General features: G+C 46.2%; 14 protein-coding genes. 8 read left to right on the top strand and 6 right to left on the bottom strand.

Annotated elements, in window-relative coordinates; translation table 11 throughout:
- The first annotated feature begins 75 nt into the window (after positions 1 to 75).
- The 4 genes from MHB46_RS11020 to nirD all read left to right on the top strand — a co-directional run bounded on the left by MHB46_RS11020 (position 76) and on the right by nirD (position 5,661).
- A complete protein-coding gene (locus tag MHB46_RS11020; RefSeq protein ID WP_341162339.1) occupies positions 76 to 1,935 on the top strand; it encodes a beta-glucoside-specific PTS transporter subunit IIABC in 1,860 nt (619 codons plus the stop codon).
- Positions 1,932 to 2,603: a DUF4867 family protein gene (locus MHB46_RS11015; protein ID WP_341162338.1), complete on the top strand. Its 672-nt coding sequence runs from the start codon at positions 1,932 to 1,934 to the stop codon at positions 2,601 to 2,603. The genes MHB46_RS11020 and MHB46_RS11015 overlap by 4 nt, the downstream gene beginning before the upstream one ends.
- 259 nt (positions 2,604 to 2,862) lie before the next feature.
- Positions 2,863 to 5,292 (top strand): nitrite reductase large subunit NirB, encoded by a 2,430-nt coding sequence (gene nirB / locus MHB46_RS11010; protein ID WP_341162337.1) that lies wholly within the window; start codon positions 2,863 to 2,865, stop codon positions 5,290 to 5,292.
- A 39-nt stretch (positions 5,293 to 5,331) separates the two neighbouring features.
- Positions 5,332 to 5,661, top strand: coding sequence for a nitrite reductase small subunit NirD (gene nirD / locus MHB46_RS11005; protein ID WP_250267393.1), 330 nt, complete (start codon positions 5,332 to 5,334; stop codon positions 5,659 to 5,661).
- 72 nt (positions 5,662 to 5,733) lie between these two features.
- Here the strand turns inward: nirD and MHB46_RS11000 are convergent, their stop codons facing one another.
- The 3 genes from MHB46_RS11000 to MHB46_RS10990 all read right to left on the bottom strand — a co-directional run bounded on the left by MHB46_RS11000 (position 5,734) and on the right by MHB46_RS10990 (position 11,648).
- Positions 5,734 to 7,137, bottom strand: coding sequence for an exosporium glycoprotein BclB-related protein (locus MHB46_RS11000; protein WP_341162336.1), 1,404 nt, complete (start codon positions 7,135 to 7,137; stop codon positions 5,734 to 5,736).
- A 235-nt stretch (positions 7,138 to 7,372) separates the two neighbouring features.
- A complete protein-coding gene (locus MHB46_RS10995) occupies positions 7,373 to 11,260 on the bottom strand; it encodes an immunoglobulin-like domain-containing protein (RefSeq protein ID WP_341162335.1) in 3,888 nt (1,295 codons plus the stop codon).
- 46 nt (positions 11,261 to 11,306) lie between these two features.
- Positions 11,307 to 11,648: a phage tail protein gene (locus tag MHB46_RS10990; protein ID WP_341162334.1), complete on the bottom strand. Its 342-nt coding sequence runs from the start codon at positions 11,646 to 11,648 to the stop codon at positions 11,307 to 11,309.
- Between the two features lie 237 nt (positions 11,649 to 11,885).
- On the opposite strand from MHB46_RS10990, the gene MHB46_RS10985 reads away from it, so the two are divergent.
- The 3 genes from MHB46_RS10985 to MHB46_RS10975 are packed head-to-tail and all read left to right on the top strand — an operon-like array spanning position 11,886 to position 15,902.
- Positions 11,886 to 13,586, top strand: a complete 1,701-nt coding sequence (locus MHB46_RS10985) for a spore germination protein (protein WP_341162333.1) — start codon at positions 11,886 to 11,888, stop codon at positions 13,584 to 13,586.
- A 25-nt stretch (positions 13,587 to 13,611) separates the two neighbouring features.
- On the top strand, positions 13,612 to 14,706 hold the full coding sequence (locus MHB46_RS10980) for a GerAB/ArcD/ProY family transporter (protein ID WP_341162332.1): 1,095 nt from the start codon (positions 13,612 to 13,614) through the stop codon (positions 14,704 to 14,706).
- Complete coding sequence (locus MHB46_RS10975; protein WP_341162331.1) at positions 14,703 to 15,902, top strand: Ger(x)C family spore germination protein; 1,200 nt, start codon at positions 14,703 to 14,705, stop codon at positions 15,900 to 15,902. The genes MHB46_RS10980 and MHB46_RS10975 overlap by 4 nt, the downstream gene beginning before the upstream one ends.
- Positions 15,903 to 15,966: 64 nt before the next feature.
- Here MHB46_RS10975 and MHB46_RS10970 read toward each other — a convergent pair whose 3' ends face one another.
- Entirely contained in the window at positions 15,967 to 16,515 is a 549-nt protein-coding gene (locus MHB46_RS10970; protein ID WP_341162330.1) for a PadR family transcriptional regulator, read from the bottom strand.
- Positions 16,516 to 16,681: 166 nt separating this feature from the next.
- Between MHB46_RS10970 and MHB46_RS10965 the strand changes: the two genes are divergently transcribed.
- Positions 16,682 to 17,173 carry a phenolic acid decarboxylase gene (locus MHB46_RS10965; RefSeq protein WP_013308656.1) on the top strand — a complete coding sequence of 164 codons (492 nt, stop codon included), beginning with the start codon at positions 16,682 to 16,684 and terminating at the stop codon, positions 17,171 to 17,173.
- Between the two features lie 182 nt (positions 17,174 to 17,355).
- On the opposite strand, the gene MHB46_RS10960 is transcribed toward MHB46_RS10965, so the two are convergent.
- Complete coding sequence (locus MHB46_RS10960) at positions 17,356 to 17,742, bottom strand: winged helix-turn-helix transcriptional regulator (protein ID WP_076160541.1); 387 nt, start codon at positions 17,740 to 17,742, stop codon at positions 17,356 to 17,358.
- A gap of 164 nt (positions 17,743 to 17,906) precedes the next feature.
- Complete coding sequence (locus MHB46_RS10955; protein ID WP_341162329.1) at positions 17,907 to 19,250, bottom strand: glycoside hydrolase family 30 protein; 1,344 nt, start codon at positions 19,248 to 19,250, stop codon at positions 17,907 to 17,909.
- Between the last annotated feature and the right edge of the window lie 147 nt (positions 19,251 to 19,397).

The following is a 19,397-nucleotide window of genomic DNA, read 5'->3' as shown; positions in this document are numbered from 1 at the left end:
AGTCTTTGAATTACCACCATCAATGTAAACGTTTACTTTCATAGATGCCAAATGAGGATTAAAGGAGCGAGCAGTATGTCCGATGAAAAACTGGCAAAAGACATTTTAGCGTCCGTTGGCGGAGAAGGAAATGTCTCTAGCTTGGTGCATTGTGCCACTCGGTTAAGATTTAAATTAAATAGCAGGGATCAGGCCGACAAGAACCAAACACAAAATATTCCCGGGGTTATTACAGTTGTTGAAAACGGTGGACAATATCAAGTGGTCATTGGAAATACGGTAGGGGACGTATATAAAGACATTTTAAAGATCAGTAGCCTTGGAGATGACGACAAATCGAATGCATCCGCTGCTCCTGAAGGCAACTGGTTCAACAAAACGGTGGACATTATTTCCGGTATTTTTACACCATTTTTGGGGGCACTGGCAGCTTCGGGGATTTTGAAAGGGCTTTTATTAATGCTCGTCTCGTTAGGATGGCTCACCAAAACAGGTGGTGTCTATTCGATCTGGTTCGCTGCCGCAGACAGTATCTTTTATTTCCTGCCGATCGCGATTGCTGTGACCTCTTCGAAGAAATTTGGAGCCAATACCTTTGTTGCGCTTGCGGTAGCAGGGGCTCTGGTGTATCCGAATATTATTACTTTGTATAACGATAAAACGGATATTTCGTTCTTCAATATTCCTGTTGTTCTTATGAGTTATACTTCTTCGGTTATTCCAGTGATTATCGCGGTTTGGTTGCTATCCATTCTGGAGAAATTCCTGAATAGAGTAATTCATGATAGCGTGAAAAATTTTATAACGCCACTTATCTGTCTGATGGTCATTGTTCCCTTGACTCTGATTGCGGTTGGACCAATTGGAATATATGCGAGCTTGGGGCTGGCTAAGGGTTACACTTTCTTATACAATTTGAGTCCGATTGTAGCGGGAGTCATTGTAGGTGCCGGGTGGCAGATGTTAGTTGTTATGGGGCTCCACTGGGCGTTTATTCCTATCATGTACAATAACATTGCGGTATACGGTCATGATACTTTGAAACCATTATTTGCGCCTTCTAACTTTGCACAAGCAGGTGCGGCACTGGGTGTATTCCTTAAAACCAGAAATCCAAAAGTGAGAGCGATTGCAGGGCCTGCAGCGATAACAGGTTTGTTTGGCATCACGGAACCGATCATCTACGGGATTAGTATCCGCTACAAAAAAACGTTCGTATGGGCTATTATCGGGGGCGCTATCGCCGGGGCAATCACAGGTGCGGCGGGTTCCGTGGCAATTGCTCCAGGTATACCGGGCTTGGCATCCCTGCCGATATTCTTCGGCACAGGATTTGCCGGATTCGTAATTGCCATTATCGTAGCTTATATATTCACAGCCATTACCACGTATTTCTTTGGATTTAATGATTCCATGGAAACAGAAATGATTGCAGTCCATGAAGAGAAGAAAGAAGCTGCAACCCCAGCTCATGCGCTAACGAACGAGAATATTTCCAGCCCGCTGACGGGTGCTGTCAAACCGTTATCTGAAATATCTGATGAAGTGTTCTCTACGGGAGCCATGGGTAAAGGCGTTGCTATTGTGCCTGAGGATGGCAAACTGCTCTCTCCATTCAATGGAACTATAGCTAATGCCTTCCGTACAGGCCATGCGATTGGCATTGTATCGGATGGAGGAACGGAGATCCTAGTTCACATTGGTATGGACACCGTCAAGTTGAAAGGACAGCATTTTAAAACACTTATCTCAGAAGGGGATCGGGTTACCAAGGGCCAACTGCTGGTCGAGTTTGATATTGGAGCAATTAAAGCTATGGGCTATGACATAACTACTCCGGTTATTGTAACGAATACAGCCGAATACTCTGAAGTTAAGGTGCTGGGGAACAACCGAGTGCATACGGGAGATTCATTGCTGGAGGTCAAGTTATGAAGACTATCGAAAGACTAAATCAAGTCAATGCACCTTTGGTCATTTATGAGGTAATGAGCGAAGCATTCCGCCCGTATGGGAGGCTGCTGTCTCATTTCAATACCACGGAGCTCATCAAGTATGCAAAAGATACGACCAGCGTACCTGATCAGGGAAATCATTATGTACCTTCGGTCACAGAACTCGAAGACTTCGGTGTAATTCACCAGATTCAAGATCAGGTGTACGGTCAACTTCCAATTCAGGCTGGTTTTTGCGTAGGTCAGAATACGGGTCTGACCGGGTTGGAATATCATCAGGGCAGCGAGGTGGTGATTGCCGCTACAGACTGTATTCATCTTGTCGGTAGAGTACAGGACATTGAAGACAATTCCTATAACAGTGCAAATGTTCAGGTGTTTTTTCAGCCTAAAAACACGGTTGTCGAGATATATTCAACGACACTTCATTATGCTCCCTGTAAAGTTGACAGTGAAGGATACTTGACGATTGTGATCCTTCCGGCAGGAACGAATATGCCACTTGAAGCGGGAGAAGGTAGCCGGGAGAACCCACTGTTGACTAAGAAAAATAAATTTCTTATGGTTCATAGTACACAGATGGAAAAAATCGCGGCTGGCGTCCATCCCGGGCTACGCGGGAAATTGCTGAATATTTCACCCATTTGAGTCAAAGTCATCATTCATAAATTTAACAAAGCGACCAGCTAGCTGGTCCTTTTTTTTTAACTCAATTTCAGCTCCTTACCTTTATCCCTTGAAATAGAATAGGGAAATCCCTAAATATTCTTAATTTGAACTATATTGTGACTGTAATCACATATAGCTCTGTCTGCTGTATTAGAATAGAAGCATAAGCAATATTCATAGGAACGTAGGAGATGTCGTCGGATAGGGAGTATCGTCGAATGAATGGAGGAACCGGTATATGATAAACAGTAAACAGAAACTTGTGGTTATAGGGAACGGGATGGCTGGTATCAATACGGTCGAACAAATTTTAAAATTAACAGATAAGTATGAAATTACGGTCCTGGGAAATGAGCCGCATCCGAACTATAACAGGATCATGCTCTCTTATGTGTTGGAAGGCAGTAAAACGATTGATGATATCATACTGAACGATTTGCAATGGTATGCGGATCAAGGGATTACTTTGTATACAGGAAAAATGGTGAAAAGCATCGACGGTGAGAACAAGAAGATTCACACCGAAGACGGACTGGAAATTGATTACGATGTAGCTTTGGTAGCTACTGGCTCACAATCATTTATTCTGCCTATTCCGGGTAAGGAATTACCGGGTGTCATCGGTTTCCGAGATATCGCCGATTGCTCGGCAATGCTTGAGGCAGCGAAGACCTTTAAAAAGGCAGCTGTCATTGGTGGAGGTCTGTTAGGGCTGGAAGCAGCTAAAGGCTTGGTCAACCTGGGAATGGATGTTACGGTCGTTCATTTAATGGAGGATTTGATGGAACGCCAGCTGGACCGGGAAGCCTCTGCGATGCTGAAAGCAGAACTAGAACGCCAGGGAATCAAGTTTGCTATGCAAATGCAAACTGCGGAAGTGTATGGTCAAGATCGGGTACAAGGGCTGCGGTTTTCAGACGGAAGCGAGCTAGAAGCGGATTTGGTCGTTATGGCCGTCGGGATCAAGCCTAATATTCAGGTGGCTGTGCAAAGTGGTATGGAAACGAACCGTGGTATCATAGTCGATGATTTGATGAGAACCTCCGTACCGGATGTATACGCCGTAGGGGAATGTGTTGAACACCGCGGAATCTGTTATGGTCTGGTAGCTCCGCTGTTTGAGCAGGGAAGTGTCATTGCCAAACATTTGGCAGGCGCGGAAACTGAAGGTTATATGGGATCGGTGGTTTCTACCAAGCTCAAAATTTCAGGGGTGGATGTTTTCTCAGCTGGCGAATTCATAACTCAGCCTGAACATACGGTGATTGTTGCAAAGGATGAGTGGAAGCGCACATACAAAAAAGTGCTGCTTCGTGAAAATAAGATTGTTGGAACTGTACTGTTTGGCGATGTGAGCGAATCTGCTAGTCTTCAAAAATATGTACGTCAGCAAACATTGATGACAGATGAGATATATGGACAGATCATGGGTACTGGATGTAGCAATCACGGGGCGAAAACATTATCCGCTGAAACGATGGCGGATGATGAAATTGTCTGCGGCTGTAACGGTGTGACTAAAAAGGCGATTGTGGATGCAATTAATGATAATGGACTGACAACAGTCGATGAAATTAAGGCATGCACCGGAGCAACGCGTTCCTGTGGAGGATGTAAGCCTGTCGTTGAGCAAATTTTACAATATGTTCTTGGAGACAGCTTCAAGACGTCAGCCAAGCAAGGAATATGTGGTTGCACATCATTGAGTCGGGACGAGATTGTGGAAGCGATCAAAACCAAAGGGCTGACAACAACGCGTGAAGTTATGAATGTACTGGGTTGGCATAATGATGAAGGATGCTCCAAATGCCGCCCGGCGCTGAATTACTATTTGGGAATGATTAACCCGGATACCTATGAAAATGAGGGAGATTCCCGTTTTGTAAATGAGCGATTGCACGCAAACATTCAAAAGGATGGAACGTTTACAGTTGTTCCTAGAATGTACGGCGGTGTAACGACCCCAGAAGATTTGAAGAAGATAGCAGATGTTTCTCTTAAATACAACGTTAAGGTCGTTAAAGTAACAGGAGGACAGCGGTTGGATTTGATCGGTGTCCGTAAAGAGGATCTGCCTAAAGTATGGGAAGAACTCGATATGCCGTCGGGATATGCCTACGCGAAGTCACTTCGTACGGTTAAAACCTGTGTTGGATCGCAATTTTGCCGGTTTGGCACACAGGACTCGATGGGAATGGGAGAAGTGTTGGAACGAAAATTCGAACGACTGGATTTCCCAGCAAAATTCAAATTAGCAGTTAATGGATGTCCACGTAACTGTGCGGAATCATGTACCAAAGATATCGGAATCGTAGGTAATGATGGGGGCTGGGAGATCTTTATCGGTGGTAATGGCGGTATTAAAGCACGGTTGGCTGATTCACTCTGTAAAGTGAAAACCGACGCCGAGTTGATTGATATTGTAGGTAGCGTAATGCAACTCTACCGGGAAACAGGACAATACCTGGAGCGCACGTCGGAGTGGGTGGAACGGATCGGTCTGGAAGAGATTCAGAAGGCTGTCGTTCAGGATACAGATCATCGACAAGCTTTAGTAGAACGCATCGAATTTGCACTACAACAGGTGGAAGACCCGTGGAAAAAGATCATCAATGATGAGGATACACGCAAAAATCTATTTGAGGTTGTCACTCCGTCTATTGTGTAATTGTATCTAAAATGCCTGAGGAAGGGAGCGATCAAGCAAATGATCAAAAATGCCGAATGGCTTGTCGTCGGTCACAGTAAGGATTTTCCGATCAGAATAGGGCGTACCATCCATATCAAAGGTGCTGAAATTGCTGTTTTCCGCACTTCGGAGAATGAGCTTTATGCCGTTGAAAATATCAATCCTCATCCCAAAAGAGGTCCTCTTACAGAGGCGATAGTATCTGGTCATTATATCTATGACCCTTTATATGACTGGAAAATTGATCTGCAGACAGGCATCGTTCAAGAGCCTGATCACGGACAAGTTAAAACTTTCGCCGTTTGTGAAGAGGGAGAAGAAGTTAAAGTATCACTCGAAACGGTTTAGTTCGTCTGATGGAATACAAATAAAAAAGGGCTTGACAGGAACAATTCTGTTGGGCCCTTTTTTCGTCTTGGATCAGGTAATGGTAACGCCTGCACTTGCATAACCTACGATAGTGTTTACGAGGGAAAGTCCCGTAGCTGTTGCAGAGAAGACAAGGAGCAGACGAGTCTGTGCGGTTACCGGTATAGCCAACCCGGTAGTAATACCGCTAGAGATCGTTCCCAAAGCAATAATGCCAGCCAGTGAAGGGGCCAATGTAACGATAGCTCCGGGAACTGCTGTGAAGGTATTATTAGGTGTTGGGGAACTAAACAACTGGGCAGTAATCGTCGCAGTTGAACCCACGAGAGTTAACGCAGCTGTTGTACTGAAGTAACCAGCAATAGATGTAATTACGCCATCCCGTGGTACGGAAAAAGCAAAGTTGATCAGAGGTCCTACAAGTGTACCTGTCAGGTCAATGGCCCCGCCTACAAGGCTAATCCCTGTTGCTGAGCTTCCAAAGCCGATCAAACTGGTGGTTCCTACCACCCCGCCAAGAACGGTTGTCAGGATAGCAGGTCCGCCCGAAGCAAACGGAATGATGGCTCCCGAACCGGTCGCTCCAGTAACACCAGCCGTGCCCGTGGCTCCGGTAGCACCAGCCGCACCCGGCAGCCCATCAGCTCCGGTCGGCCCTGTGACCCCAGCAGGTCCGACCGCGCCAACCGCGCCCGGCAACCCATCAGCCCCGGTCGGTCCTGTGACCCCGGCTGGCCCGATCAATCCATCCGCGCCCGTAGCGCCCGTGGCGCCTGTCACACCCCCGGCAGGTCCCGCAGCACCCGTAGCGCCGACAGGTCCGGCAGGGCCTTCCGGTCCAGCGGCCCCGATAGGCCCGGCGGCGCCAATAGGTCCAGCCGCTCCAACTGGTCCGGCAGGCCCCGCAGGCCCGGGAGGCCCTTGTGGGCCAGGTCCACCTGCTGGTCCAGGCGCACCGCCGGGTCCCGCAGGTCCAGGAGGTCCTTGTGCACCTGGCTCCCCTGACAAGTATGTTTCACCTAATACGTTGCTAACCGTCGTTCCAGCGATTCTGATCGCGCTGATTAAGCTGTCTTTAAGAGCAGGATCGAGGGGTTCCTGTAAAACGATGGACAATAGGACATCCAGTAACTGTTGTAGTGTAGTTCCTACGCTGATTGGGGAGAAAGGCGTGGCTTCTATCGCTACAATAGCAAGTTCCAGCGCTGCCAGTAAGTCTGCCTTAATCCCGCCTCTAGGTCTTAAGCTTTTCGCCAGAGACAACAAACGTCTTAAAATCTGTTGCAAGGAAGATACATTAGCCGCAGAGGGGCTTGCGAATACAAGTGGGATGATCGCAGTCAATTCATTAATAAGCTTGAGAAGCTCTTCTATATTTCTATTTACTCTTGCTGGCTTACAGTCTTCGTCTCTTTTTGAAGCACCACTGAACCTGAACGGTTTTCTGTGTTTCATATTCAAATATCTCCTCCTCACCATTCTTCCTACTGTAGAGGTGACAGGTAGTTCATCGCCCCGCTTCGAAGATATTCATAATATATTTACTGAAGCGAAAAGGGTGAATAAACAAGCAAAAATGATTGTTGAAGGCTTGTACATAAAATATACATAAAAAAATACGGCCCCCGAAAAGCTTGGAGGCCGCGTTGTATTTGCTTATGCTCATCTGATCTATGAAGCTTAAAAAGTCTTATTTAAGAATACGTACCAGCAGTTCAGCCATCTCACCTCTGCTGATAGCCGCTTTTGGCTTGAGTGTTCCATCTGGATAACCGCTGATCCAACCGGAGGATACTGCATTCTGGAATGCTGCGGAGGCCCATGCTGCAATCTGCTGCTCATCCTTGTAGGATTGCAGTGCAGCAGTGCTGGAAATGGATGTCTGATTCTGCATCGCGTGTGACAGGATCACCATCGCCTGTTCACGGGTAAGACTCTCATCAGGTCCGAAAGTTTGAGCGGTTAGCCCTTGAATCCATCCCTGGCGGTGAGCAAAATCCACGGCTGATCCAGCCCAGTGTCCCTGCATATCTGTAAATGAGGTAGAAGGGCTCTCATCTCCAGCAGTTCCCAATGCTCTGGTCAGTATGGCTACAAATTCTGCACGGCTTACAGCGCGATCAGGGCGTATGTTTCCGTCTTTATAGCCTTGTATCCAGCCTTTGTCTGCAAGAGATTGCAGGGACTTCGCTGCCCAATGGCCTTGTACATCCGGCCATACCTGAGCTAGCACTTGTGGATCTGACGAATTGCTTGGGTCATTTTGCACACTGGCATTATTGGTTTGAGTCTTTGCGTCTGTGGCGACGGCAAAGGTACCTAACCCGGTCGTATTCAGACTCACACCCGACAACATCCCTTTTGAATCCATTACAGCAGTCCCTTTTAAAATCTCACGCTCACCATTCTCGTGAATAACAAGAATGGAGAACTGGGGCTCTGTATTGTGTAACTCACTTAAGGATTCGTTATCCAGCGGTAGAATGATCGACGAGGTTCCAGTCACATTGGCTTTGATGTCTGTAACCGGACCCATCAGCGTCAGGCTGGATTGTTGCTCGGCCCAGTCACGGATCTGCTGTGCACGTTGTACATCTGCCTGCTGGAATGACAATGTAACGTCCTGCTGGCCTGAGGCCATGCTGGTTAAGGTGTCACTGGATATCAACAGTGTTCCATATCGGGATATTACCGATGCACCAATCTTATCCCATTTATTCAGTAAAGAATGAGAAAGGATAACACGACTCAGTTGCTTCTCCTGCTCCAAACGAATGTCTGCGTATGCCTTGCCTTCGCGAAGTGCTTGCTGTATCTGCTCATCCAGGAATGCCGGCGAAGGAACAAAGAGGGAGAACTCTTTCCCTTGTTCGGAAAATCCGATCTGTTGTACGAAAGCAGATAGATCCTCATGCTTATCTTTGTTAGATTTACCTGAGCTCGCAATTACCTTGGCAGGGACGGTGACTTCTATAGCTTGCGTCAAAGCATGAGAACCATCGCTTACCCTCATAACATCCAGCATGATAGTTACAACGGAAGGAGTATCTGCTTGAACAATAGTTCCGTCTGTAAGCACGATGTCTGGCTGGCTACTGCTGCTGATGGTCACACGGAAACCATCAGGTACAACAGGCAACCTGAGCAGTGTATCACTTGTTGTAGGAGCTGCTATGCTTGTGATGGAATCCGCAACGCGCTGCGCGGTTAACCCTTGCGGATACACTAGCCCTGACGGAGCGCTCTTCATGCCATTTACGTTCTGCAGCACATAGTAGCTGGCTCCTTCAGGAACAGGTGTAAATGCATATCTTCCCTCTCCCGAAGCGATTCCTTCCGCTATAAGCTCCTGCTGGGCATTGTACAGCTCAAGCCGTGCGCTCGGTAAGGCGCCTGTAACAATCACTGAGGCTACCTCAGTGCCTGCTGCGGCTGTAACAGCACGAGGCAGCACGTTTATACGGCGTTCTGCCGGTTCTGCCGTCCAGCCCCCATTGTCGCTATAAGTATAGTTCAATACGTATACGCCAGGTACATTTGTATCGACATTCCCGCTACCTGAAAGCTCAGGGATCAGGATATTGCCGTATACGCTGTCCAGTACGCTGGCTCCTGGATCAGTGAAGCTATCGCCGGTTTCCAGAACAATTGGATTGCTACCGTTCAATCGTACGTAAGGTGTATTCGGTAATGCCTTCAGCACTGTGATCGTGAATGTTCTTTGTACAGAAGCTGCACCTTTAGAAATAATGGCAATTAATTGTACATTCACATCACCATCTGTATATTTAGGCCGATTCACCTGACCGCTGTTGCTGAGGATATCTGGTTGATCCGAAGACCAGTCGATCTGGGTGTCAAATGCTCCTGTACGAGGCAGAGCGATGGAATCCTTAATCCCTTGCGGATAATCCAGATTCAGTGTATTTGCTGCCAAATTCACTGCTTCATCAGCGCTTACAGGCAGTGCGGGCACGAGCAGGCTAAATGTTTTTCGTAGCTCAACCGCGCCTCGTGATACAACTGCTTCCAGCGTGATAGTCTGATCGCCCTGTACATAGCTTGGGAAGGTTACATGCCCAGTATGATCCAAGAACTGGGGTTGATTCGATGACCATGACACCTGAACACCATTCAGAGCATCTTTTGGCAAATATACGTCTCCCGTTACTGTCGTTATCGGCAGTTCAAGTGCTTTGTATGCTGCGTCTACGGCTTCAGTGTCGCTCATCGGCAGACGGAGTACGTGTGCAGTAAAATTCTTTGTTTTCGTTAAGCCTGCAAGTTGCAGGGTAGCCGTTAGGGTAACATCCGTATCTCCACTGTTATAGGAGGGTCTGGTGAGTGTTCCATCTGCTGCAATGACAAGAGGTTTGGACGAGGACCATTCGATCTGCGCTCCACCATAACCGGATAAAGGGAGAGAAATATTTTCTGTTAGCGCAGACAAATCGCCAAGCGAGAGGATGTCGGCTGCTTGATTCAATGTATCTTGAGCAGTGATCTTCGATACGGTAACCTCAAAAGTTTGGGTATCTGAGGCGCTTCCCTTCGCAATCGTAGCTGTCAGTTTTACTTTTCGGTCACCCAGATCGTAACGCGGGCGTGTGACAGCCCCCTCGTTCGTAATGATGTCAGGAGTATCCGAACTCCAGCTCACCGTCGTATCATTCAATCCAGTGAGTGGCAGTGTCAGCTTTTGGGATACCGAATCAGCTGTATCACCAGATGAGAAGCCTAATGCAAGAGCAGCTTTTGCCTGTGCAACTCTCTCAGCATCGGTAAGTATGTTCACTTTAACCTCTGATGGAGTGCTCTCCCCCTTAGCATTCACAGCCTGAACCGTGTAAAGAGCTTCACCTGGCGGCAATGCTGAAGTGTCTATAAATTGAGTTAAGTTACCTGAATAGAGCGTTACACTATCTCGTATGACTTTGTATGAAGTTGCATAAGGAACAGCATCCCAGCTTAACTCCACTGTATTTCCATTTTTGGTTCCTGTAAAATGACCCGGAGCCTGTGGAACGGGCAATCGCTCCCCATAAGCTGCGAATTCCAAGATGGAAGCCCATTGATTGTTTCTCGCATTTCCTTGATCAATATATAATCGCAAGTATCGTGTAGTTACAGGGGCAATGCTCTTTTCAACATTAGAGCTCCCATTATTCTGGACGGTATCCACAGTCACCCAATTACTTCCGTTGCTGCTTGTTTGCAATCGGAAACTGTAGGGATCACGTTGATCCTGCCACCCGTTATGGACTCCCATACCTGTAACAACGTATCGATCTACGATATACCAATCTCTCAAGTCTACCTGGATCCATTTCTCACCGTTGCTGGCTTGATACCAGCGGCTTGTCGGCCCGATTGACCCATCCACAGCTCTGGAGGGATCATAGGGCTGGCTATAGCCACTGGATGTGGCTGGTTTATTAAGTACCACATTTTCCCAACCGGCGGCATGTGCCTCATTCGTCCCTATGAGCAGGAACGTACCGCCGATGAATGGCAGCAATGGAACCAGCAAGCGATACGGTTTCAAATTGTTGCGTGTGAAGTTATTGCCTTCGAGCACGCCATCACCTCTTCTTCATTAAATAACATACCATTGAACGCATTCATTATGGGCGGGACGGGTATGACCCTTCGGTTGCAATGTAGTAGTTTACATTTGGCAACGGGGAAGCCCCACGCAAGTCGGGTAATGCAAATGTGTTCATTCCATCGCCGCCAAAATTAGTGCCCAGCAGACTAAATAATGCTGAATTCTGAGAAATGCTCAAGATCTGCCCCTCGCATTTTAGCCATCCCTTAGGAGCAAACATGTAAGGATACATCGTAATTTCCCCAAGATAAGGTTCGGGCGATGCTTGAGCCTGCTTGGGACTGATCGCCGTTCCCCCTAACAAAATGACCGCTAACAAACTCAACACAGCGGCTTTCTTCCAAAAATGCTTCTTCATACCTACAACTCCTTTTAGATTCGAATAATGGCCCACGAATTCAACAAATTTGTGACATTAGTCATAGAATGAATAGATATTATCATGGAAATCCACTTTTGGCACTACAGTTCATCTATCAAATTCACCTTTTTATTCCTTTTGTGAGTAAAGAAATTTATTCCATTGCCGATGCATCTTTTTTCTAATCCAGGTAAATCTATATACAAATCATCTGGAAGTGAAGGAGGAAAGAGTGTGTGGCAGGTCATCGGAACTCATATGCCCAAATGGAACGTATGGATGGAAGCTTTCTTTTTGTTCATCATCCCTTTGATTATTTTTCTGACGGTACGACAAATTAGAGCGATGGATGGTCGAGAAAGCAGACGTATGGAACGATTAAAGCTTTTAGAAGAAGAAGACCGTTCGCAGCATACAGATCGTAATCCGTCTGTAAGTGAGGCTGAGAATGTAAAGGAGACCTTTACCGAAGATTATGAAGCCAATGTAGCAAAAATCAGACAAGCCGTCACGGATATGTCAGACGTGAACGAACGATCGATTTTTCTGGAAAAATTGAACGCTGTAGGCACACTTTTTTTTGTGGATGGATTAACGGACAAGGTTGGCATGGATCAGAACATTTTAAAGCCACTGATGGATTGGGGCAGCTCCGGACAAGGCGGGGAGGAGCTTCCGAGAGGAAAAGAGCTTCGGGATATGTTTATTCGTCAGGTCATGCTGGTATCGGAAACAGAGTATACGTTAGAGGTGCAGTTCTCCTTGCAAAAGGTGCTGTTCGGTTCAGTCATACTCATGATTCAGGGCATACCAGGCGCCTTTGTGCTGGGTACACCCAAAGGGAGTACACGAGGGGTGGAAGACCCTATATCGGAATCGGTGCTGCGGGGACCGCGAGTCGGTTTTACCGAGACCCTCAGCGACAATACGGCAATGCTGCGCAGACATGGAGAAAGTACAGAACTGGCCATGTCGTCCTTCAAAGTGGGCAAAAGAGTGGAAAAGCAGCTGATGGTGGTGTATTTCAGAGACATTGCCGACCCGGAGCTTGTAGATGAGGTGAAACGGCGGGTCAAAACCATTGATATGGATGAGGTGTTGGAGTCGGGCTATGTGGAGCAGCTTATTGAGGATAATTTTCTTAGTCCCTTTCTGCAAATTCAAAATACGGAGAGACCGGATCGGGTCATGGCTGCATTGCTGGAGGGACGTGTGGCGATTCTGCTGGATGGTACACCTTTTGCCCTCCTTATGCCTGTGACGTACGGGATGATGCTCCAGTCTCCCGAAGATTACTATGAACGATGGATACCGGGGTCGCTTATTCGATTTCTTCGTTTTATGGCAACTACGATATCTCTGTTCGCCCCAGCGCTCTATATCTCCTTTATCTCGTTTCATCCCGGACTGATTCCAACCAAGCTGGTCATTTCCATTATCAGTGCGAGACAGGGGGTTCCGTTTTCGACGCTGATCGAGGCCTTGATTATGGAAATTTCCATCGAAATTTTACGCGAGGCAGGACTACGGCTGCCCAAACCCATCGGTCCAGCGATGGGCATCGTCGGCGGTCTGATCATTGGACAGGCCGCTGTTGACGCCGGGATTGTAAGTCCGATTCTCGTTATTGTAGTAGCAGTCACGGCGATTTCTTCCTTTGCCTCCCCTGTATACAGCGCAGGAATATCTATGCGTATTCTTCGTTTTGGGGCCATGTTCACGGCGTCTATCTTCGGTTTGTATGGAGTGATCATGTTTTTCCTGATGCTGAGCATTCATATGGCTAAATTACACAGCTTCGGCGTGCCATATCTTAGTTTAACGGCTCCCCGTTCATTGAAGGACTGGAAAGATTACTTTTTGCGAGCACCGTTACAATTTATGAAAAATAGACCCATTCTATTGAAGCATAAAGACCCTAAGCGACAAGGATGAGTTCAACAACACAGGAGGGAGCAAGATGGCCCGTGGGAAAAAAACGGATAAAATTACAACGTTACAGACGACGACAATTGTGCTTTGCTTTATGCTGGCTGCCGGGTTGCTTACCCTTCCCAGAGTAGCCGTTGAAACTGCAAAAACACCGGATGTATGGATGTCTGTCATTTTAGCAGGGGCTGCCACTTTCCTGTTCGGATGGATTATTGTCAAACTAAGTTTGCGGTTCCCAGAAAGCACCTTTTACCAGTATGTTCAGCGGATAACAGGCAAAGCCATCGGCAAAGTGATTGGCATGTTGTTTGTGATCTATTTTATTTGTATAGCCGCATTCGAAATCCGATCTGTGGAGGAAGTAACGTCGTTCTTTTTGCTTGAAGGAACTCCGGCGTGGGCGATTTCAGCACCTTTTATGTGGCTCTCTCTGTATCTGTGCTTGGGAGGGGTAGGTACGTTGGGAAAAATATGCCAAGTTATATTCCCGATTACGGCATCTATCTTTTTGTTAATATGCTTGCTGAGTTTGAATATTTTCGAATTGAATAATTTGCGTCCTGTTTTGTCCGAGGGTGTGATGCCAGTGCTTAAAACGCTCAAGACTACAACCCTGACCTTAACGGGGACAGAGTGCCTGCTGTTTATTCTTTGTCGAATGGAAAAGCCGGAGAAAGCAACCAAGGCAATCGGATTGGCAATTGGGATCTCGGTCGTTTTTTATACAGCTACGCTAATCTTATGCATTGGCGCCTTTTCGGTGGAAGGGGTTATGAGCAGAACCTGGCCCTTTTTAGATTTAGCCCGCAGCTTTGAAGTGGAGTATCTGTTATTGGAACGGTTCGAATCCCTATTGTTGTCCATCTGGATCATGCAAATTTTTGCTACATTCAGTATTGCTTTTTATTGCGCTTCGCTCGGAGTTTCTCAAATTTTGAATAGCTCTTATTCCAAGGTGCTGTTCATTCTGCTCCCATTCATCTATGTCCTGTCCCAATTTCCCAAAAATCTGAATGAGTTATTTTCTTTTGGAACGATCATCGGGAATGGAGCTTTCGTTTTAATTGCTCTGCTTCCACTGCCACTGCTGCTTATTTCTCGCTGGAGGAGGGTGCGGTCATGATGAGGGCCCGGTCAGGATTACTCGGAATGGCTGCGCTCTTGATATGTAGTACACTTTCAGGTTGCTGGAGCAGTTCTCCGGTGGAGGATCTAAATCTGGAGACAGGCATTGCTATGGATATAGCGGAAGAATCTTCACAAGAAGAGCAAATTAATCGGAAAGGAGGAGATTATCCCAAAAAGGAGTTAATTACGGGAACCTTTCAATTTATCATCCCAGAGGAAAGCGGCGGCTCCAACAGCTCCTCCCCACAAGCTAAAAAGTTTTTTAATATTACGGAAACGGGGGATTCCGTTTTTGAAATGCTAAGAGAAATTTCATTGCGGACTAATCGTCCTCCCATTGGGCAACATTTGAAAACCATTATTATCAGCTCTAGTCTGCTTCGCAAGATTCCGTTGTACGAGCTGCTGGACTTTTTTTTGGGGGATAATGACATTCGGCCCAGCGTACAATTGCTGATTAGTACAGACAAGGCGAGCAATGCGCTTCAGGAGAAAATTCCTGGTCAAATTCCTGCCTATATCTTAAAGGATATTTTCCAAAATCGTAAACGGAATGCCCGGTTGATAAAACCCGTGGCTTTGGTTAAAGTGGTTGGGCCCATGAAGGGTAAAAGAAGCTTTATATTGCCCAATGTCATTACGGCGGAGAATGAAATCAAGCTTGCAGGTGCGGGAATCATCAAGGGAAAGACGCAAACATACGCTGGTTTTCTGAATGAATCAGAGGTCGAAGGTCTCATGTGGATCAAAGGTGAGCTGGATGGAGGCGTGTTGAAAAGTAGCGATCCCCAGACCGGTAAAAATATAGCCTATGAGATCAAAGCGGTGAAAAGCAGGATCAAGGCCATCGTTCAGGGGGACGACATTTCCTTCCAAGTAAAAATGTCCTCAGAGGGACGCGTTTCCGAGGTTTTTAACAAGAAAGAAAATTTGCGCAGCAATGATGTGCTCGGACAAGAAGAGAGTATCTTTCAGGAGAAAGTGAATTCATTAGCTGAACAAACCCTAGCTAAAATGCAAAAGCTGAAGGTTGATGTCGGAGGTTTCGGAGAAGTTTTGAGGATTCAGCATCCTAAAGTTTGGCATAAGGTCAAAGAGGATTGGGATACCACTTTTAGTACCATTCCCGTACGGTTTAGCATAGATATTCATATTGAAGATTACGGTTCTTCGATTACGACGGCAGATTAGTTTGTATGTATTTTAGAAAAACCTTCAATACCACGAATCTACGTGGCGTTGAAGGTTTTTTAGGCTATTCAAACAGGGACAGCGTTTCTTCCAGCCACGTAATATAGCTTTCCTCCCGATTAATGGCACGGCTCAGCACCAGATAATGCCCGAATTGATTAGAGCCGGGGGCTTGAAGGTTCTCGTCCAGCTGTTGGAGGGATTTTTTACTTTCGTACAGATACTCTAGCTTCTCTTTACGTTTGGTTATCTGGTCCTCGAACAATCGCTTGTTTTCTTCCTTGGGGATGGCCGCTGAGAAATATAGCATGAGCATAAACTCGTCCTTTTCCGTTTCTGGTAACTCTTTGGGGCTCAGCAGCCATTCAGTCAGTTCTTGGGTTCCTTTGGGGGTAATGCAGTACAGCTTCTTTTCCAGTTTGGCTCCTGTAATGGAGGTGCGATATTCAATAAGATCCTCTTCGGTCAGCCTTTTTAACTCAGGATAAATCTGACTGTGTTTGGCGCTCCAAAATTGTCCGATTTCCTTCTTGAATTGACTCGTAATATCGTAGCCGCTCATTTCCTCTTTATGAACCAGGCCCAAAATGGCGTATTTTAATATGCGTTTCAACGTAGCTCTCCTTGTCAAACGTTATTTGACACTAGTATACCATAGTGCTACAATTTATATGTATTTAAAAACATGTTTAATATTACATGTTTTGAATTGAATGTTTTTGTCTTTGGTCTCCTATTCAATTCATAAAAACTTATAATTTAGGAAAGAAGGATGCAAGATGGACAAGTTTATCGGCAGCCACATGATCTACACTTATGAGAATGGTTGGGAGTACGAAATATATATTAAAAATGAAGATACGATCGATTATCGCATTCATAGTGGTATGGTAGGCGGCCGCTGGGTACGTGATCAGAAGGTCAATCTGGTGAAGCTGGTGGAAAATGTGTATAAAGTATCGTGGACCGAACCGACAGGCACTGACGTGTCTCTGAATTTTATGCCTGAGGAAAAACGTATGCACGGCATTATTTTCTTCCCTAAATGGGTTCATGAGCATCCGGAAATCACTGTGCGCTATCAAAACGATTTTATTCCGCTGATGGAGGAATCGCGTGAAAAGTATGAAACATATCCGAAGTATGTGGTTCCTGAATTTGCAGATATTACATTCATCGAAAATGCGGGTGTGAACAACGAACAATTAATTTCCCAAGCACCTTATGCAGGAATGACAGACGATATTCGTGCAGGTAAATTGCAAGTGTAATCAGCTCTGTGCTGAAAGTGTAAAAGCCTGGCCTGTGATAAACAGTCTCAGGCTTTTTTACGTGAACTGGAGATGGTTTGAAGTGATGGTCTTTATATCATAAAAAAACAACCCCAGATCTCCCCAGGGTCGTCTCTACTAAAAATATAGTTCAGCATTTCGCAAAATGCTTGTTTTGCTGGTCACACGGGTGTGACGTCCTGAATCGCTTCTTCTTTCCAGATCACGTTCTCGCGATAGTTTGATCCCCAATCGTACATTGCTCTCAGTACCGGAATCAGGCTTTCGCCATGCTCTGTCAGTGAATATTCCACATGCGGAGGGACGACAGGATAGACTTTACGTAGAATGAGTTTATCTTCCTCTAGCTCGCGCAATTGGTTGGTCAGCATTTTTTGCGTAATATGGGGGATCAGCTTCTTCAATTCACCAAACCGCTTGGTGCCTTCCATACCGAGATGCCACAAAATAATCAGCTTCCATTTTCCACCGATGACCGCGAGAGTCAATTCCTTATCACAATTAATCAGCTTCAAATCAATCCGGTCTTTTACAGTAGTGATATTCATCGACCTCCTGTCCGTAGTTATTCCAAGTATACTATTTATAGCTACTATACGCAAAAGGATATACATCCATTTTGGAAACTATACATATGGCTTGGGCACTTATAGACCGGACAGGGACACCTGACGATGTGTCCAAGACTGGAAGAGTCCAGAAATCTGCGGTGTTAAGAAGGAGCCACAATAGTGTTAAAGGATTCCGGCTCCAGCTCCAAGCGGTGTGTTGTTTTGCCGAGAGACAGATTCAGCACACGCGATTCCTTGAACGGATTGGCGATGACTACCACCCTTTGCCCGTCTGTATTTTGAAAAGCAACTGCATTTCCAGTCCATGAGCCACGAAGTCCGATGCGTCGGGCACCCGGTAATACAAAATGAGAAAAGTGCTTCATGACGTAATATTCCGGGTTCAGGACAGGTTTTCGATCCGCCGGATCAACGGTGATCATCGAATTTTGCTCCCAGCCCCATGTACTCTTGCCTTTCGGTTCCAAAACCATATTCCAGTAAATATAAGCATTCACGCCATTGGTGAAGTAGTGCTGGTACAGATTATATACATATTTGGCGTAGTCCCATGAGTTTTCTCCGTTCCCGCATTCATTTTCTGTTTGCATGTAACGAAGCTCAGGATAACTGGCAACGGTGCGTTGAATGGCATTTTTGCCTGCCCACTGGTAGCCTACGCCTTTAATATATTTGTAGGCCTCGGGGTCACTCAACACGGTATGGGCATACTCATCGAATCCGGTCGAAGTCTTCTTCATTAATTCCTCCCACGGATCGGGAGCGTTAATGGTCCCCAACCAAATTTCCGTATCCAGTCCGTGTTCCTCAAAAGCAGGGCCCAAATAGTCGCGAATAAATTCACGCAGTTGCTCTCCGGTCCATACACAGGAAGGAAACTTCTGATCGGCAATGACTTCATTTTGAACATGGATCTGATGGATCGTAATACCTGCCTCGTGATAAGCCTGAACAAATTTGACAAAGTACAATGCATACGCTTTCAAAATATCCTTTTCCCAGCGCAGCGTGCCGTAATTGTAGGCTCTGGGTGATTTCATCCATGTCGGCGGGCTCCAGGGTGAAGCGAACAGCTTCAAGTCCGGATTGAGTTGTAACGCTTCCCGAATAAAAGGAATGAGATATTGCTGATCACGCTCAATGGAAAAGTGCTTCATCTCCACGTCGCCGTCTGTTTCATTGTGGCTGTACCACTCCAGCGCGTAGTCACTCGCTCCAATAGGAAGTCGGCAAATCGCAAATTTGTGCTCGCCCTCTGGATGAAAGAGAGAATGAAGCACCCGATCTCGTTCGTCCTTTTCCAAATGATTCAGGGCCACATAACCTAATTCATTAAAACAGCCACCAAAGCCTTCGACAAGCTGATGCGTTTCTCCCGTAAGGGTTAGGTTGGCACTCTCTTGGGTATCGGTCAAATGATGAGCTTGGGAATGCCAAGCTTTAGCTTTGGAAGTGGAAAACCACTGAATGGTTTGATTACTCATGTATTACCCTCCTGTTCAGGCTTTTTGTATCTCTTCTTATTATAGGGTAGGATCATAGGAGAAGAGATGGCCTGAGCCAAGACAAATTTGCCCTAATCCAAGGTGGAATTTGCGGATGAGAAGTTCTGCTGATAAGAAGTGCCAAGA

Source organism: Paenibacillus sp. FSL H7-0703, from assembly GCF_038003485.1.
GTDB lineage: Bacteria > Bacillota > Bacilli > Paenibacillales > Paenibacillaceae > Paenibacillus > Paenibacillus polymyxa_B.
This window is presented reverse-complemented; position numbering and strand designations above follow the sequence as displayed.

Excerpts from the sequence above, each read along its gene's own strand:
- MHB46_RS11020 (WP_341162339.1), top strand. The coding sequence starts at position 76 with ATGTCCGATGAAAAACTGGCAAAAGACATTTTAGCGTCCGTTGGCGGA.
- MHB46_RS11015 (WP_341162338.1), top strand. The coding sequence starts at position 1,932 with ATGAAGACTATCGAAAGACTAAATCAAGTCAATGCACCTTTGGTCATT.
- nirB (WP_341162337.1), top strand. The coding sequence starts at position 2,863 with ATGATAAACAGTAAACAGAAACTTGTGGTTATAGGGAACGGGATGGCT.
- nirD (WP_250267393.1), top strand. The coding sequence starts at position 5,332 with ATGATCAAAAATGCCGAATGGCTTGTCGTCGGTCACAGTAAGGATTTT.
- MHB46_RS11000 (WP_341162336.1), bottom strand. The coding sequence starts at position 7,137 with ATGAAACACAGAAAACCGTTCAGGTTCAGTGGTGCTTCAAAAAGAGAC.
- MHB46_RS10990 (WP_341162334.1), bottom strand. The coding sequence starts at position 11,648 with ATGAAGAAGCATTTTTGGAAGAAAGCCGCTGTGTTGAGTTTGTTAGCG.
- MHB46_RS10980 (WP_341162332.1), top strand. The coding sequence starts at position 13,612 with ATGGCCCGTGGGAAAAAAACGGATAAAATTACAACGTTACAGACGACG.
- MHB46_RS10975 (WP_341162331.1), top strand. The coding sequence starts at position 14,703 with ATGATGAGGGCCCGGTCAGGATTACTCGGAATGGCTGCGCTCTTGATA.
- MHB46_RS10965 (WP_013308656.1), top strand. The coding sequence starts at position 16,682 with ATGGACAAGTTTATCGGCAGCCACATGATCTACACTTATGAGAATGGT.
- MHB46_RS10960 (WP_076160541.1), bottom strand. The coding sequence starts at position 17,742 with ATGAATATCACTACTGTAAAAGACCGGATTGATTTGAAGCTGATTAAT.
- MHB46_RS10955 (WP_341162329.1), bottom strand. The coding sequence starts at position 19,250 with ATGAGTAATCAAACCATTCAGTGGTTTTCCACTTCCAAAGCTAAAGCT.